Source organism: Streptomyces sp. NPDC002838, assembly GCF_040295365.1.
Lineage (GTDB): Bacteria > Actinomycetota > Actinomycetes > Streptomycetales > Streptomycetaceae > Streptomyces.
In genome coordinates, this window is record NZ_JBEOVF010000021.1 from 72,696 (window position 1) to 90,268 (window position 17,573).

Genomic DNA, 17,573 nt, shown 5'->3' on the forward strand with positions numbered 1-17,573 from the left:
GAGACGTTCATGAGGTTGGCGGGGGAAGACACCTTCGTCGCGTTCGGACTGCCCGGCGCACCCGGCACCGAAGAGTTCTGGGCGGCTGCGAGGACGCCCGTGTCGATACCCGACGGCGACGGTTGGGTGACCCTGTTCCTGCGGCGCGGGTCCGAAGCGGCGAGCATCGGTTTCGAGAGCTGGTCGGAGCCGGTCCCCCTGCGCCGATGGGGCGACACGGACTGCTGGTACGCCGAGGTGCGCATGCCCGCGCGGCTGCGGGTGACGTACCAGTTCCTCGCGGGCGACGCGGAGTACGCCGACCCGTTCAACCCGGTCGGTGCGGGCGGTGACCGGTCCATCGCCGCGACCCCGGACGCGCCCGACCAGCCGCACTGGCCCGTCGTCGGTGCCGACGACGTCCTGCCCCTCCCCGGCACCCGGATCCGCTGGGCGAGCGAGCGGCTCGGCGGGCGGCGCACCGTGCGAGTCCACCCGGCGGGCGGCGGTGGACCGGTGGTCCTGCTGCTCGACGGGGACGACTGGCTGTACCTGCACCCGGCCACGACCGCGTTCGACTCGGCCGTCGCCGGTGGCGAGATGCCCCCGGTCACACTCGTCTTCCTTCCGACCAAGGACAGGGCGGCCGAGTTCGCGTGCAGGCCCGAGCTGTGGGAGGCGATCCGGGACGAACTGCTGCCGCTGGTGGCGGAATCCGGCGTACCCGCCGACCGGGACCGGCTGGTGGTCGCCGGGCAGAGCCTCGGCGGGCTGAGCGCGCTGTACGCGGCACTGGAGTTCCCGGACCTGGTGTCCCGAGTCGCCTGCCAGTCAGGGTCGTTCTGGTGGACACCCGACGCCATGGACCTGGCGGACCCCTTGGGCGGCCCGGTCGGCGGCGCCATCGCCGCGCGCCTGCGAGAGCGCCCCGACCTGTCCGGTCTACGGGTCGCGTTCGACGTGGGGGAACACGAGACGCGGATGCTGCCCCACTGCGAACTGGCCGAGACCCTCACCGAACAGGCCGGTGCGACCGTACGGGTCTCGCGGTCGGCCGCGGACCACGACCGAGCGGGCTGGCGGCACGCCCTGCTCAGGGATGTCGCCTGGGCACTCGGTTAGCAGGTCAGGTCACCGGGCCACCGCCAGACAGTAGGCCTCGTCGTTGGCGAGGAGGTTGCGATGGGTGTCCTCGGCGGTGATGACGCCGTCGTCCAGGACGAGGACACGGTCGGCGGCGTCCAGGAGGGCCGGGCTGCTGGTGATCACGATGGTGGTGCGGCCCCGGCGCAGCTTCGCGACGTTGCGCGCGATGAGCTGTTCGGTGACCGCGTCGACGGCTGTCGTCGGGTCGTGCAGGACGAGGACGTCGGTGTCGGCGGCGAGCGCGCGGGCCAGAGACAGCCGTTGGCGCTGCCCACCGGAGAGGTTCGCGCCGCGGTCGCGGACGCCGTAGTCGAGTCCTTCGCGGTGGAGGGCGACGACGTCGGTCAGCATGGACGCCTCGACGGCCTCGGGGACCGTCCGGCTGGTGCCCGACGGGTCGATGTTCGTGCGGAGGGTGCCCGCGAAGATCTCCCCGTCGTAGGGGTTCACCAGCATGTGCTCGCGGACCGCCTCGATCGACAGGTCCGCGAGCTCCCGCCCGCTGACCCGTACCACTCCCTCGTACGCGTCGGGCGGGACGTTCACGGCGAGGATCGACGCGAGGTCGGCCGCCGCGCGCGGCTGGTAGGCGGCGATCGCCACGAACTCACCGGCGGCCACCTGGAACTTCAGCTTGCGCAGGACGCCGTGGCGGACGCAGTCGACCTCGAGGTCTCCGCCCGCGGTGGGGCGCTTCTCCCCCGGAACCGTCACCGGCGGCGCGGTCAGCACCAGCGCCATCCGCTCGGCCGACGCGCGTGCGATCATCACGTACTTCGGCATCTCCGAGAACAGCTTGAGCGGTTCCATGATGAACTGTGCCAGCCCCACGGCCATGACGAGCTCCCCGATGTTGATCTGGCCGTCGAACGCCAGCCAGCCCGCCGTCAGGGTCACGGCGGCGGCGAGGACCGCGTTGAGGGCCAGCGCGGTGCCCGCGTACACGCCGTTCACCTTGGCGACGGTGATCGCCTGGTGCTTGGCCTCCGTGCTGACCTTCCGGTAGGACCGGAACGCCGCGTGGTTGCCGCCGAAGCCGTGCAGCGGGCGCAGGCCGATGATCAGGTCGGCGACCTTCGCGCCCGCCCGCGCCACCCGGGCCTGCTGTTCCTGGGTACTGGCGCCGATCCGCTTCGACAGCACGCTCAGCGTCGACAGGATCGCGACGGTTCCCACGATCACCAGCAGGCCGAGCCGGACGTCGGCCAGGCCCAGCGCGACCGCCGCGACCAGCACCGCGACCAGCGAGCTGATCAGCAGCGGCACCACCTCGATGATGTCGGCGGTCTGGTCGGCGTCCTCGGTGGCGATGGTCAGCACCTCGCCGGACTTGAGGTCGACGTCCCTGGCCACCGGCTGGAGGCCGCAGGCCGCGACCCGCACCCGCCAGCGGTGCGCCTCGGTCGTGTTGGCCTTCTGCAGGACGCGCATCCCGAACCGCCACGACAGCGACACGGTCGTGATGATCACGGCCAGCGCGCCGATCGACAGGGCGAGTGCGCCCAGGCTGCGATCCCGCATCGTGTGTTCGACGATCAGGCCGAGCGCGATGGGGAAGGCGGTCTCCCCCGCCTGGTACAGGCCCATGAGGGCGGTGCCCCAGGCCATGGCGCCGACGTTGCGACGCAGTGCGGTCCGGAGGATGTCGGACCCCGGTCGGGGCCGCTGCGTGTCAGGAGTTGTCATCGAGGTGGCGGGCAATCGCTTCCGGGGTTCGCAGGGTGAACAGATCGCGGATCGTGATCACAGGACCGTACTCCCGGCGGAGCAGCCCGATCAGCCGCACCGCCAGCATGGAGTGCCCTCCGAGGGACACGAAGTCGCTCACCGCGCTCACCTCGTCGTCGTCCAGGTCCAGTGCCTCGGCGAAGAACTCGCAGACGACGGACTCGGTCTCGGTCTCCGGTCCGCGCTCCCCCGCCGTGGTCAGCGCGCCCAGCGGCTTGGCCTCCGGCAACGCCTTCGTGTCAGCCTTCCCGTTCACCGTCAGCGGGATGCTGTCGACCTGGGCGTAGTGCGTCGGGCGCAGGAAGTCCGGCAGCCCGGCGCCCACTTCGGCGGCGACCGCGGCCAGGTCGGCGCCGTCCAGCACGAGGTAGGCGGCGAGTCGGTACGCCCCGTCGACCTGCGGGTCGGGCTGGGCGACCGCGGCGACGAACCGCACCGCCGGGTGCGCCGCGAACACGGCCTCCACTTCGCCGAGTTCGACCCGGTGCCCCCGGATCTTGACCTGCTGGTCGGTGCGGCCCAGGTACATCAGGTTCCCGTCGGGCCGGCGGACCACCAGGTCCCCGGTGCGGTACATGCGCTCGCCGGGTTCGCCGAACGGGCACGCGACGAAGCGGTGCGCGGTCTGGGCCGGCTGTCCGAGATAGCCGCGGGCGATGCCGATGCCCGACACGTACAGCTCACCGGGAACTCCGTCCGGCAGGGGCCGCAGCCATGGGTCGAGCACGTACACGTCGGTGTTGTCGATCGCCACGCCCACCACCGGGTCCTGGCACTCGAAGGTGCCGACGCCGAGGGTGTTGATGGTGTACTCGGTGGGTCCGTACAGGTTGTAGCCGACCGTTCCCTCGGTGTCGGCGAGCCGCTGCCACAGCGTCGGGGTGACGGCCTCGCCGCCCAGCAGCACCAGCGCCGGCCGCCGTGCCGGGTTGTCCAACAGCCCCTCGGCGACGAGCTGTTGCGCGTAGGTCGGGGTCACGTTGATGACGTCGATCCCGTGCTCGAGGCAGTACTCGACCAACCGGGGCGCGTCGCGCCGCAGTTCCTCGTCGCAGATGTGCACCTCGTGGCCGTCGGCGAGCCACAGCAGCTCCTCCCACGACATGTCGAACGCGAACGACACGGTGTGCGCGATCCGGAAGACCCGGTGGCCGTGATCGGCCAACACGGGCTCGAAGATCCGGCGCTGATGGTTGATCAGCATGTTGGTGAGCCCGGCGTACTCGGTCACCACGCCCTTGGGCTTCCCGGTCGACCCGGAGGTGTAGATCGTGTACGCGGGGTGCCGCAGGCGGTCCGGGTCGTCCGGCGCGAACGTCACGAACGGCTCGGCCTCGGGCAGCGGGCGGTCCAGCTCGATCAGGTCGCCGGTCAGCGGGGTCAGCCGGGGCGACACGGCGCTCACGGTGAGGATCACGTCCGGGCGGCCGTCGTCGACGATCGCGGCGATCCGCTCGTCCGGGTGGTCCAGCTCCAGCGGCACGTACGCGGCGCCGACGCGCAGCACGGCGAACAGCGCCACGATCGAGTCGAGGGAGCGCGGGATCGCGAGACCCACGGTCGTCTCGGGGCCGATGCCGCGCCCGGCGAGCACGCCCGCCACCGCGCGGCTGCGGTCCCGGAGCCCCGCGAAGGTCATGGTCTCGCCGTGGGCGACGAGCGCGACACGCTCCGGGTCGCGGTCCGCCGCCTGGTCGAACCGGTCGACGACGGTGTCCGTGCCGACGTCCGTGCGTTCGCCGGGAACGGGCTCCGGCCCCAGACCCCGCAGCGCGCCGACCGGCCCGGTCGACCGGGCGAGGTCTTCCAGCACGCTCAGGTAGTCGTCGACGAGGCGCCGGGCGTTCTCGGTGTCCTCGTCTCGGTACTCCAGCTTGACCGTGAGCCGGTCACCGGGCGTGACGACCCACGTGAACGGGTAGTGCGTGGAGTCATCGGCCTTCACCGAGGTGATGCCGTGCCTGGCGTTCATCTCGGCGAACGCGTCCATGTCCAGGAAGTTCTGGAGCACGAAGAGGTTGTCGAACAGGGTGTCGTGCCCACTGGCCCGCTGGATCTCGCCGAGCCCGAGGTGCTCGTGCTCCATCGCCTCGACCCTGGCCGTCTGTACGGCCGACAGGTACTCGCGGACCGTGTCGTCCGGCCGTGCCCGCGTCCACATGGGCACGGTGTTGAGCAGCACGCCGACGATGTCGGACAGTCCCTCGCCCTCCCGGCCTGAGACGGTCACGCCAAACACGGCGTCACCGCGGCCCGTGTGTGCGCCGAGGAGGAGGCCGAACGCGCCGGTCAGCACCGAGTTCAGCGTGACGCCGTGCACCCTGGCCGCTTCCCTCAGCAGGTCCGACTGTTCGGCGGACAGCGTGTGCACGAGCGCGCGCGGCAGGTCGTCCGAGAGGGACGGCCCCGGTCCGGCGAGCAGCGTCGGGCCGGGGAGGCCGGCCAGGTGCTCAGCCCAGAAGCGTTCCGATACGGCGGGGTCCTTGGCGTCGAGTGCCCGGGCGTGGTCCTCGAAGCTCGGCGTGGCCGGGGCCGGGTCGAGCGGCTCTCCCGCGAGGACGGCCTGATAGGCGTCGAACAGGTCCCGCAGCACGATCTCGCGGGACCAGCCGTCCCACAGCAGCAGGTGGTAGCTGAGCAGCAGGCCGTCGCGGTCGTCGGGCAGACGTACCACGGTCAGCCGGACCAGCGGCGGCTCACCCGGGTCGAAGCCCGTGTCGCGGTCCCGGGCGCGCAGGGCCTCGACGTCCGCCTCTGTGGCCAGTTCGACCGTGCGGACGTCGACGCGCCGGCCGGCCTTGAGGACCTGGACCGGGTTTCCGTCGTCGTCGGTGGTGAAGCCGGCGCCCACGACCGGATGCCGCGCGATCACGTACGCCATCGCCTCGGCCAGCGTGTCGGTGTCCAGACGCCGGTCGAAGGTGAACCAGCTCTGCGCGACGTAGTGTCCGGCCGTACCCGCCATCTGGGCCTGGAAGAACAGGCCGCGCTGGAGCGGGGTGACCGGTGCCGTACGCTCGGCCGTCGTGGAGGCGTCCGCGATGCGTTCCAGTGCGCCCCGCCAGTGCTCGGTGATCTCGTCGGGGATGCCCTCGGCGAGGGTGAAGGCCGCGTGCAGGCTTCCGGTGGCCTCGTCGAGCCACGCGTTGACCTCGACCGCGTACGGGCTGCCCTGATCGCCGCCGGTGAGGTGCACCGCCTGGGACTCGCTGCCCCGGCCGAGGTAGTTGAACAGCACCTGCGGGCGGGCGTTCAGCAGCGGAGCCGTCTGCGGGTTGAGGTACCTGAGCTGGCCGTAGGCGACGTGCGCGCACTCGTCCGGCTGACGTTCGGAGACCTCGCGCGCCGCGGCGACGGGGTCGGTGTGCGCGGTGAGCCGCACGGGCGCGATGGCGGTGAACCAGCCGACCGTGCGGGTGTAGTCGTGGTGTTCAAGGACCGGGACGCGGCCGTGCCGTTCCAACTCGATCGCGAGATCGGTGGGCGACGGCTGGATGTGGGTCAGCGCGGTGCGCAGCGCGCCGCACAGCAACTCGGTGAGACCGACGCCGAGTGCGGCGGGCGCGGTACGCGTCACGCGGTCGCTCATGTCGGGCGGGAGTACGACCGTGGTCTCGCGCAGCCCATCGACCTCGGGCAGCAACGGGGGCGCCTGGAGGGTGGTGACCCAGTGTCCGAGGTCGTCGATCGCGTGGGTGGACTGGAGCGCCAGTGCTTCGGCGTACTCGGCGTACGACGTCGTCGGCGGTGCCAGGGTCTCCCCGCGCAGGGCGGTAGCCAGGTCGTCCAGCAGGACCAGCCAGGACACCGAGTCGACGGCGAGGTGGTGCACGGTGACCACCAGGGTCCGGCTCGCCTCCAGCCACGAGAACGCGATGACGTCCCCGGACTCGGGATCGAGCCGTCCGGCGGCCTCGTTCGCCGCCGTCGTCGCATCGGTCGTCGTGTCCGGCCGTACGACGGTGACCTCGCGGGCGGGTTCGGTGCGCAGGGCCCACACTCCGTGCTCGACGCGCGACCGCAACCGGAGGGCCGGGTGCGCGGCCACGACGGCGTTCGCGGCGCGCTCGGCGTCGGCGAACCCGGTGCCCTCGGGGGCCGGCAGCGTCCTGGCCTGGGCGAACCGGGCGAGCGAGCCGCCCAGTTCCCGCTGGCGCAGGATGATCGGCGTCGGCGTCAGCGGGCCGTCCTCGCGGCGGGCGGAGGCGAGCGCCGCCGTGGCCTGCGGTGTGCTTGTCGCCAGGTTTTCGGCGAGCGCGCGCGGTGTCCTGAGCAGGAACACGTCTCGTGGCGCGATCGGCAGGCCGAGTGCCCTGGCCCGGTTGATCACGGTGATGGCGACGATGCTGTCGCCCCCGGCCCGGAAGAAGTCGGTGTCGCCGTCCACGGTGGAGCCGGGCAGTGTCTCGGCGAAGATGTCGACCAGTGCGGCCAGCGCGGAGTCACTCGTGGCCACCGGCGTGTCGTCCTGTGCGGCACGCTCGGTCAGGGCCTTGCGGTCCAACTTGCCGTTGACCGTCAGCGGCAGGGCGTCGACCGGCAGCACCCGGCTCGGCACCATGTGCACGGGCAGCTTCGCGGACAGCAGGCCGGTGAAGTCGCCGGGTACCCGGCCCACGACGTGCGCGACCAGGTGGTCGCCGCTGTCCGCGACGGTCACGGCCACATCGACCACGCCGTCGAGTTCCCTGACCGCGGACTCCACTTCGCCCAACTCGACGCGGAACCCCTTGAGTTGGACCTGGTCGTCGGCGCGGCCGGTGAACTCCAGCTCGCCGTCGAGCGTGCGGCGGGCGAGGTCGCCCGTGTGGTACATGCGGGAGCCGTCGCCCGCGAACGGGTTCGCCACGAACCGGCCCGCGGTGAGCCCCGGCCTGCCCAGGTAGCCGAGCGACACCTGGTCGCCGGCGACGTAGATGGCGCCCACCCGGCCCGGCGGCACCGGCCGGAGCCGGTCGTCGAGCAGGTAGGTGACCAGGCCGGGAATCGGACCGCCGATCGGACTGACGTCGTCGCCGGAGGCGAAGTCCTCGTCGGTCAGCACCCGGTGGGTGACGTGGACGGTGGTCTCGGTGATGCCGTACATGTTGACCAGCTCGGGCGAACCGGTGCCGTGCCGTTCGACCCAGCCGCGCAGCCGCCCGAGATCCAGCGCCTCGCCTCCGAAGACGATCCGGCGCAGTGCGGGCAGCGGCTCGCCGGCATGACGGTCGGCCTCGATGAACTGGTAGAACGCCGACGGGGTCTGGTTGAGCACGGTCACTGAGCGCTCGCGGACCAGCCGGTGGAAGTCGACCGGGGAGCGGGTCAGCCCGTACTCCGGCACCAGCAGCTCGCCGCCGTGCGCCAGCGCGCCCCACAACTCCCAGACGGCGAAGTCGAAGGAGAAGGAGTGGAACTGGACCCACACGTCGTGCGGGCCGAAGGACATGTCGGGCTGGGTGTTCGCGAGCAGGGTCACCACGCTGGAGTGCGGGACGACGACGCCCTTGGGTCTGCCGGTCGATCCGGACGTGTAGATCACGTACGCGGGGTCGTGCCAACTGGCCCCGGGCCCCGGCTCGGTGGTGGCCGACGGCAGCTCGTCCCCCTGCACGAGCAGGCGGGCCGACACGCCCGCCCGGGCCAGCAGCTCCGTGAAGCGGTCCCGCTGCTCACGGTCCACGAGCACGACCTGCGGAGCGGCGTCGGCGAGGACGTACTCCAGCCGTTCGTCCGGATACGCCAGGTCCAGCGGCACGTACGCGCCGCCCGCGCTGACGATCGCGACCAGGGCGACGACTTGCTCGACGGAGCGCGGGACGGCGACGGCGACCCGCTTGCCCGGCCCGACACCGGCCGCGCGCAGGGCCGAGGCCAACTCGTTCTTGGCGTCCGCCAGTTCGCCGTAGGTCAGTGACCGGGTTCCGCCGTCGAGACCGCACTGGGTGACGGCGGTGGCGGCCGGGTCGCGGTGCGCGGCGGCGTCGAACAGTCCGCCCAACGTCGTCGGGGTGATCCGCCCGGGACGTCGGTCGCCCTCGGGCGCCAGGTCGTCGATCAGGGCGTCCGGCCGGGTGAGCAGGTCGGTGAGGGTCCGGGTGAACGTGTGCAGGATCGCCCGGGCGCTTGTCTCCCGCAGCAGCTCGCCGTCGTAGATGAGGTTGAAGCGCGGGCGGCCGTCGAGTGAGCGCTCCACCACCAGTGTCAACGGGTAGTGCGGGGCGCCCTCGTTCACGATGTCGGTGATGACCAGCGTGTCGCCGGGCCGCCGCAGACCGTCGGCATCGGTCGCCACGTCGAACACCACCAGGGTGTCGAACAGGGGGCCGGCGCCGGCCTGGCGGCCGATTCTCGCCAGCGAGACATGCTGGTGCGGCAGTACCGCGCTCTGGTGTTCCCGCACCGAGGCGAGCAGGTCGGCTGCTGTGGTGGCACCGGTCCAACGGGCGTGCACGGGGATCGTGTTGATGAACAGACCCACCATGTTCTCGATGCCGGGCACCTCCGCGTCGCGCCCGGACACCGTGGAGCCGAACACCACGTCCGTGCCGTGCAGGATGCCGCCCAGCGTCACCGCCCAGGCGCTGTGCACGGCCACGCTCAACGGCACGCCGGCCGACCGGGCGGCCGCGTCGATGTCGTTGTCCGGTTCCACGGCGGTGTCGGCGAACCGGTCGGACGGGGTGTGTCCCTCGGCGACCAGCGAGGGGCCGGGCAGCTCGGCGAGCTGGTCACGCCATACCCGGTCGCTCTCGTCGTCGTCGCGTCCGGCGAGCCAGCGCACGTAGTCGGGGAAGCCGCCGACCGGGTAGACGGTGCCTGGCGCGTGGTACTCGGCCAGCAGCGCGCGGAGCATCGGCGGTACCGACCAGCCGTCGGCGATGATGTGGTGCACGGTCTGCACCAGGACGGTGCGGCCGGAGCCCGCGCGGATGAGTGTGCAGCGCATCAGCGGGCCGGTGGCCAGGTCGAATCCGGCGCGGCGGTCCCGCTCGGCCAGGTCACGTATCTCGTCGTCGGTGATGCCGGGGCGGTCCAGCGTGGTGAAGGGCGCCTCCACGCCGCTCTCCAGCACGGAGACCACACGGCCGTCGGCGAGGGCCACGAACCGCGCGGCCAGGTTCGGGTACAGCGTGAGCAGCCGAGTGGCCGCCGCCGCGAGCCGGTCGGCGTCCACCTCGCCGTCCAGCGTCAACAGCTGCTGCTCGACGTAACTGCCCGCCGAGTCGTCGTCGAAGACCGAGTGGAAGTACAGGCCCTCCTGCAACGGGGTCAACGGCAGGATGTCCCGAAGGGCCGGGCCGTCCAGGGCGTCGACATCGGCCTGCGTGAGCGGCACCAGGCCGAAGTCACTGGGAGAGTGGCCGCCCCGGTCGAGCGCGGCCAGCCCCGCCAAGGCCCCCCGGAAGTACTCGCCGAGAGTCGCGATGTCCTCGTCGGTGAACATCCCGTCAGGCCACGAGATGTTCGTGACCAGCTCGTACCCGCCGGTCGAGGCGGGTTCGGCGATCGCGTTGAACTCCAGGGGGCGCGGCAGGCGCATCCCCGGGTCGCGCTTCTCGCCCAACTGACCTGTGGTTCCCGTGAGTTGCCAGTCCTCCGACGCGCCCGCGTCGAAGCGGCCGAGGTAGTTGAACAGCACCTGCGGGGCGGGTGCGTCGAACTCGGTGTGGGTCAGGTACCGCAGGGCGCCGTAGGAGACGCCGTTGTCCGGCACCCGGGCGAGGTCCTCCTTGACCGCCTTGAGCGCGGTGGCCAGGTACTCGGGCGCGGTGAAGTCGGCCGCCGCGCCGGGGTCCACGGTCACCGGGAACAGGGTGGTGAACCAGCCAACGGTCCGCGACAGCTCCGGCTCGAAGCCGGCGGAGCCCGCCACGAACTGTCCTTCGCGGCCGTGGCCCTCGAGTTCGATGTGCGCGAACGTCTGGTCCTGCCCGAGGTCGCGGCGCCAGCGGGCGAGGGTGACGGCGAGGGCGGTCAGCAGTACGTCGTTGACGCCCGCGTGGAACTTCGCGGGGATCTCACCCAGCAGCGCGGCCGTGACGTCGGGGCCGACCGAGACGGTCCGCACCCGCTCCCGCGCGACGGTGTCGGTTTCGGACAGCGGGCGCCTGCCCACCGGTTGGTCCACTCCCGGCAGGGGACGCCAGTAGTAGGCACTGTCCGCGTCGAACGCCGCGCGCTCCAGCAACTGCGTCCAGCGCCGGAACGACGTGCCCACCGGGGGCGGCTCGATCGGCGCGCCCGAGGCGAACTGCCGCCAGGCGGTGGCCAGGTCCTCCATCAGGACCCGCCAGGACACACCGTCGATCACCACGTGATGGGCGACCAGGACCAGTTGCCGTGCCTCGCGGCGCCAGACGGCACGCAGCATCACGCCGCCCGCCGGGTCCAGTGCGTCGGTGGCGAGCGCGACGCACTCGTCGAGCGGGCGGTCGCTCTCCTGCCAGCCCGCAGCGGCCTGGTCGGCCTCCGGGATGTCGAAGCTCCAGCGGTCGCCGCGCACCAGCCTGGCGCGCAGCATGTCGTGCCGCCGGACCACGGCGGCGAGGATCGCGTCGAGAGCGTCGGCGGTCAGGTCCGCCGGGGTGTTCAGTACGACCGACTGTACGAAGCCGTCGATGGCGTCCGTGGTCTCGCCGAGCCACTGCACGATGGGCGATCCCACGACGGAACCGGTCGCGACGTCGCGGTGGTCCACCGTGGAGACGTCCTCACGGCTCGCCACCGCCGCCAGGGCCCCCACGGTGCTGTTGGTGAAGATCTGCCGTGCCGTGACGTAGAGACCGGCGTCGCGCAGCGCGCTCAGCAGTGAGATCGCCAGAATGCTGTCGCCGCCGAGCTGGAAGAAGTCCTGGTCGACACCGACCTCTTCGAGCCGCAGCACCGCCGCGACCGCCGCGCACACCTTGCGCTCGTTCTCGGTGGCGGGCTGTATGAGCGAGCCCGTCCGGATCGCGGGTTCCGGCAACGCGTTCCGGTCGAGCTTGCCGTTCGCGGTGAGCGGGAACTCCTTCATCACGACGATGTGGGCGGGCACCATGTACTCCACCATGTGCTCGACGGCCCACGCCTTGACCGCGTCCGCCCGCAGGTCCTCGCTCCCGGCGGCCGGGATCACGTATCCCACCAGGTAGGTGCCGCCTGCCGCGTTCTTCTTGGCGACGACGCAGGTGTGCCGTACCCCGGGGTGCTCGGCGAGACCGACCTCGACGTCCTCGATCTCCAGCCGCATGCCGCGGATCTTGATCTGGTTGTCGGCCCGGCCGAGGAAGTCCAGCGAGCCGTCCGGGGCGAACCGCGCGAGGTCGCCGGTCCGGTACAGCCGGGACCCGTCCGCGGCGAAGGGGTTCGCCACGAAGCGGGACGCCGTCAGGCCGGGCGCGCCCACGTACCCGCGCCCCAGGAGGAACCCTCCCACGTACAGTTCGCCGCCCACCCCGACCGGGACCGGGCGCAACGCGTCGTCCAGGACGTACAGCTGGGTGTTGGGGTTGGCCTTGCCGATCGACGTCGACAGGCGTTCCGCCGCACCCCGGTAGATGACGTGCGAGACGCCGATCGTCGTCTCGGCGGGGCCGTAGCCGTGGTACATGGGGATGTCGAGCTTGGTGCGGAACCGCTCGTACAGCTCCGGGGTCAGCACCTCGCCGCCGCACCACACGTGCCGCAGGCTGTTCAGCCGCCCGGAGTCGCCGGCGATCTCCAGCAGTACGTCCAGCATGGACGACACCAGGTAGGTGAAGGTGACGCGCTGCTCGGCGATCACGCTCAGCAGGTGGTGCGGGTCGCGTTCGCCGCCGGGCCGCAGGACCACCAGCCGGGCGCCGGACACCAGCGGCAGGAAGATCTCGTTGATGGAGATGTCGAAGGACAACGGTGCCTTGAACAGCGACGCGTCGTCGTGGCCGAAGCCGAGGATCTCGTTGACCTGCCACAGCAGGCGTTCACTGATCGCTTCGTGCCGGATCATCGCGCCCTTGGGCCGCCCGGTCGAACCGGACGTGAAGATCACGTATGCCAGGGCGTCGCCGAGGACGGTGACCCCGGTCCCCTCGGTGGGGTAGGAACCGAACCTCCAGTCGCCGAGGTCGACGGCCACGGCTTCCGGTTCGGCCGGGTCGTGCTCGCCCGAGTCGTTGAGCTGTACGACGACCCGGGCGTCCTCGATGACGACGGCCCGGCGCGCGGCGGGCCACCGCGGATCGAGCGGCACGAACGCGCATCCCGCCTGGAGCACGGCGAGCAACCCGATCACCATGTCGGCGGAGCGGCCCAGTGAGATGCCGACGACCTGTTCGGCGGCGAGTCCGCGTTCGATCAGATGATGGGCCAACTGGCTGGAGAGATCAGCCGTCTGACGGTAGGTCAGCGACCGGTCTTCGTCGACGATGGCTACGGCGTCCGGCCTGGTCCGCGCCTGCTCGCGGAACATCTCCACGATGGTCGGGCGGACCCGGTCGGCCTCGGTGTCGTTCCACTCGGCCAGGGCCTCGAGTCTCGCCGCCACGCTCGACGGGCCGATGGTGCCGATGGACCGGTCCGGGAAGTCGGCCAGGTCGTCGAGCGCGAGCTGCGCTTCGGCCGGCACGACACCTTCCGGGACGGTGATGCTCAGGTCGTCCGCGCCGACCTCCCAACCGCCGGGCGCGGCCCCGCCGTTGTCGACCCACCCGAGGACGTCGGCGAACAGAGTGCCGGGGGTGAGGTCGATGCCGTCGGGACTCAGACCCGTCGCCCAGTACGACAGCCCGATGGCGCAGGCTTCGGCGATGGTGCGGTCGGAATAGTCGCCGGTTCGCCGGCGCACGTCGGCCAGGCGCGCGGGAGAAAGCAGTACGAGACGAGCGCTCGGTTCCCTCATCGAAGACTCAACACCCCTTCCAGATATGAAAGTTAGCCTAACCTAAATTAGGGTTACCTAACTGCCTTCTCGCCAAGCCCGCCACAGTCGCGCATACCGGCCGCCCAGAGCCACCAACTCGTCGTGAGTTCCCTGCTCCACGACGCGTCCCGCATCCAGCACGGCGATCCGGTCGGCCGCCATCGCCTGGGTCAGCCGGTGCGCCACGAACAACGTGGTGCGGCCCGAGCACGCCGCCAGCACGGCCCGCTCCAGCTCGGCGGCGCCCTCACTGCCCGCCTCCGCCGTCGACTCGTCGAGCACCACCACCGGCGACCGGCCCAACACCAGCCGGGCCAGGGCGATATGGGCGACCTTGGTGACGTCCAGGCGCTCGCCGCCCTCGCCGACCATGGTGTTCAGCCCCTCGGGCAGTGCGTCGACCCACCCGTCGGCGCCGACCGTACGCAAGGCGTCCATCAGCTCGGCGTCGGTCGCCTCCGGCCCGGCCAGCCGCAGATCGTCGGCGAGCGGACCGGAGAACACATGCGTCTCCTGCGTCAGGATGCTCACCAAGGCACGCGCCCCGGCCTCGTCCAGACCGGCGAGGTCGGTCGACCCGACGCGCACCGACCCGGCCTGCGGGGTCCCGATGCCCGCGATGAGCGCGGCCAGGGTCGTCTTGCCCGCGCCCGTCGCCCCCACCAGGGCAAGCGAACCACCGGCCGGAATCGTCAGGTTGACGTCCCGTAGGACCGGCTCGTCGGTGCCGGGATAACTGAACGTCAGCCCCTCCACCGTCACCGGGTACGGCCCGGCGCCCGCCGACTCGACGGCCGCGTCGCCCACCAGCCGGTCCTCCGCGTCCTCCGCCAGCACCCCGACCAGCCGGGTCAGGCTCGCGCCCGACTTCTGCGCCTCGTCGAAGGTGAACATGATCAGGCCCAGCGGGGTGAACAGCCGGTGGAACAGCAGCGGGGCCGCCGACACCTCGCCGAGGCTGGCGGCATCGGCCTCCAACAGGGCGTACCCCACCACGAGGATGAGGACCAGCCCGATGAACTCGGCGCGGTTCTCCCTGCCGACGAACCGGCCGAAGAACCGGAACACCTCGATGCCGAGATCGCGCACCCGCCACGACTCACTGGTGACCTTCTCGCGGAAGGCGTCCTCCAGACGGTACGCCCGGACCGTGTCGATCCCGTTCAGACCGCTGATCAACGCCTGCGCGCGGTCGGCCTGGGCCACCCGCTGCTTCCGGTAGAGCGGGGCGGACCGGGGGAGATACCAGCGCAGGGCCAACGCGTAGGCGGGAAGCGCGCCGGCGCCCGCCAGGCCGAGCCGCCAGTCCAGCCCGAACATGCCGGCCGTGGCGATGGCGACCAGCACTCCCGCCGAGAACACCGTGGGAATGGCCGTGCGGATGCCCTTGGAAATGACGGCCACATCGTCACCGACCCGGGACAGCACGTCGCCCCGGCCGACCTGCTCGATCCGTGCGCTCGGCATCCCGAGCACCGCACGGACGGCGCCTTCGCGCAGCCGCGCGAGCAGATCCGCGCCCAGCCGCCCGATCAGGTACGTCGACACCGCGGTGGCCGCCGCGCCGAGCAGCGCGGCGGCACCCATCAACACCCCGATCGTGACCAGGATCGAGCGCGATTCGCCCTCGACCACCCCGTCGACCACGCGGCCGAGCAGGAGCACCGGGAGCACCTGGAGCGCCGCCCCGGCCACCGTGGTGAGCACGGTGGCGACCGTCAGCCATGGCACCTCGCGGCAGTGCGCCGCGACCCATCGGGTGGCCTCGCGTCCGGTCGCCGTGCGCAGGGTCGCCGGGGCGACGCGCGTGTCGGTCGTGCTCACACCTAGCCGACCGACTTGACGAGCTCGTCGATCGCGTACGGCATGGACAGCAGGGTGCCCTGGGAGATGGCCGCGCCGACCGCCGGGCCCTCACTGTCCAGCAGGTACGACACCTTGCCGTTCTTGACCGCGTCCAGGTTGGCGAACAGCTTGAACTTCTTCAACGCCTCCGTGTCCGCCTTGTCGTTGATGACGAAGATGCGGTCGACGTCGACGAGGTCGATGCGCTCGGGTGAGAGCTTGGTGTAGAAGCTGCCGTCCGCGACCTTGTCGATCTCGGTCTGGTACTTGAAGCCGATGCCCGACACCAGCCGTCCGCGCACGTCGGTCGAGGTGAACGGCGCCACCGAGTCCTCGTACCAGGACAGCGCGACAGCGGTCTGGTCCGCGAACTCGGGGTGCGCCTTCTTGGCCGCGTCGAGCTTGCCCTGGATGTCCTCCACCATCTTCTCGCCCTCCTCGGCCTTGCCGAGCGCCTTGGCGATGTGCAGCGCGTTGTCCTGCCACGGCGCGCTGAACGGCTCCTTCTCGGCCTTGGTACGGCCGACCGTCGGAGCGATCTTGGAGAGCTTGTCGTAGGCGGCCTGGTCGATCTCGGAGTAGACCGCGATGATCAGGTCCGGGCGCAGGGCGGCGATCTTCTCGTAGTTGGGGCCGGAGTCACCGTTCTTCATGATGACCTCGGGCTTGGTGTCGCCCCACTTGTCCTTCACCCAGGGCCACTGGGTGTTGATGTCGGGCGTCCGGCCCGCCGGGTTCGGGTACTGGTCGACCATGCCGACCGGCTTGATGCCGAAGGCCAGGACGGTCTGGTCGTCGGTGTAGCCGACGGAGACGACCCGCTGGGGAGCCTTGGTGACCTTCGTGGTTCCGAACGCGTGCTCCACGGTGACCGGGAACGCGCCGGCGGCGGCAGCCGGTGTGTTGTCGCTCGACTGGTCCGCCGAGTCGGAATCACCGCATCCCGCGAGGAGTCCGACGCCGAGCGTCGCGGCGGACAATATCGCCGCCAACCGCCGCCAGGGCTTCTTGAGCGTCGTTCGATGGAGGAGCATCCGTAAACCCCTTGCTTTCGCGCTGTCCACTACGCCCCCGTCTAAGGGCAGGCAAACCTTATCGCGCCAAAGTGAGGCTAGCCTAGCCTAACTTCCTCTTTATCGAGGCCTATTCGACCTGGACATGCGTGCGACCGATCGGCACGATGAGCGGCCGGTCACCCACCGGGTCGTCGATCACCTGGGCGCGCAGTCCGAACGCCTCGTGCAGCAACTCGGCGCTGATCACGTCGCGCGGGTGCCCCTGCGCCAGGATCGACCCCTCCCTCATCACGATGAGGTTGTCGCTGTAGCGCGTGGCCAGATTGAGGTCGTGCAGCACCATGACCACGGTGCACCCGGACTCGTGCAGGTCGTCCACCAGGTCGAGCACGTCGATCGCGTGCGACAGGTCCAGGTAGGTGGTCGGCTCGTCCAGCAACAGCAGGTCGGTGCCCTGGGCCAGGGTCATCGAGATCCAGACGCGCTGGCGCTGTCCGCCGGACAGGGAGTCGACCGGACGGTCGGCGAGGTCGGACACCCCGGTCATGGCCAGCGCGCGCTCCACGACGGCGGCGTCGTCCGACGACCACTGCCGCAGCCAACTCTGGTGCGGGTGGCGGCCCCTGGCGACCAGGTCGGCCACCGTCAGCCCCTCCGGCGCGACCGGCGCCTGGGGCAGCAGGCCGAGCTTCTTCGCCACGTCCCTGGTCCTGAGCCTGACGATGTCCTCGCCGTCCAGCACGACCGTCCCCTTGGCCGGCTTGAGCAGCCGTGACAGGGTCCGCAACAGGGTCGACTTCCCGCAGCCGTTGGGGCCGATGATCGTGGTCATCACCCCGGGCGGAATCGCCACGTCGAGGTCGTCGATGACGATCCGGCCGCCGTACCCGACCGTGACGCCCCTGGCTGCCAGCCGCGAGGCCTCAACGACCCCTGACTCGATCTCGGTGATGTGCTGAGCGACCACAAGGCCCCCTCATTCAGGTCTGCCT

General features: G+C 71.1%; 6 protein-coding genes. 1 reads left to right on the plus strand and 5 read right to left on the minus strand.

Features of this window, described 5'->3' with window-relative positions:
* Nucleotides 1–9 precede the first annotated feature (9 nt).
* Nucleotides 10–1,101, plus strand: coding sequence for an alpha/beta hydrolase-fold protein (locus ABT063_RS25825; RefSeq protein ID WP_351060759.1), 1,092 nt, complete (start codon nucleotides 10–12; stop codon nucleotides 1,099–1,101).
* Between the two features lie 9 nt (nucleotides 1,102–1,110).
* Here the strand turns inward: ABT063_RS25825 and ABT063_RS25830 are convergent, their stop codons facing one another.
* The 5 genes from ABT063_RS25830 to ABT063_RS25850 form a co-directional block, all read right to left on the minus strand.
* Nucleotides 1,111–2,811 carry an ABC transporter ATP-binding protein gene (locus tag ABT063_RS25830; protein WP_351060762.1) on the minus strand — a complete coding sequence of 567 codons (1,701 nt, stop codon included), beginning with the start codon at nucleotides 2,809–2,811 and terminating at the stop codon, nucleotides 1,111–1,113.
* A complete protein-coding gene (locus tag ABT063_RS25835) occupies nucleotides 2,798–13,699 on the minus strand; it encodes a non-ribosomal peptide synthetase (RefSeq protein ID WP_351060765.1) in 10,902 nt (3,633 codons plus the stop codon). Before ABT063_RS25835 ends, ABT063_RS25830 begins: the two co-directional genes overlap by 14 nt.
* A gap of 57 nt (nucleotides 13,700–13,756) precedes the next feature.
* Nucleotides 13,757–15,544, minus strand: a complete 1,788-nt coding sequence (locus ABT063_RS25840) for an ABC transporter ATP-binding protein (RefSeq protein ID WP_351060768.1) — start codon at nucleotides 15,542–15,544, stop codon at nucleotides 13,757–13,759.
* A gap of 2 nt (nucleotides 15,545–15,546) precedes the next feature.
* A complete protein-coding gene (locus ABT063_RS25845) occupies nucleotides 15,547–16,599 on the minus strand; it encodes an iron-siderophore ABC transporter substrate-binding protein (protein WP_351060771.1) in 1,053 nt (350 codons plus the stop codon).
* Between the two features lie 109 nt (nucleotides 16,600–16,708).
* Entirely contained in the window at nucleotides 16,709–17,548 is an 840-nt protein-coding gene (locus ABT063_RS25850) for an ABC transporter ATP-binding protein (RefSeq protein ID WP_351060774.1), read from the minus strand.
* Nucleotides 17,549–17,573 lie beyond the last annotated feature (25 nt).

Excerpts from the sequence above, each read along its gene's own strand:
- ABT063_RS25825 (WP_351060759.1), top strand. The coding sequence starts at position 10 with ATGAGGTTGGCGGGGGAAGACACCTTCGTCGCGTTCGGACTGCCCGGC.
- ABT063_RS25830 (WP_351060762.1), bottom strand. The coding sequence starts at position 2,811 with ATGACAACTCCTGACACGCAGCGGCCCCGACCGGGGTCCGACATCCTC.
- ABT063_RS25835 (WP_351060765.1), bottom strand. The coding sequence starts at position 13,699 with ATGAGGGAACCGAGCGCTCGTCTCGTACTGCTTTCTCCCGCGCGCCTG.
- ABT063_RS25845 (WP_351060771.1), bottom strand. The coding sequence starts at position 16,599 with ATGCTCCTCCATCGAACGACGCTCAAGAAGCCCTGGCGGCGGTTGGCG.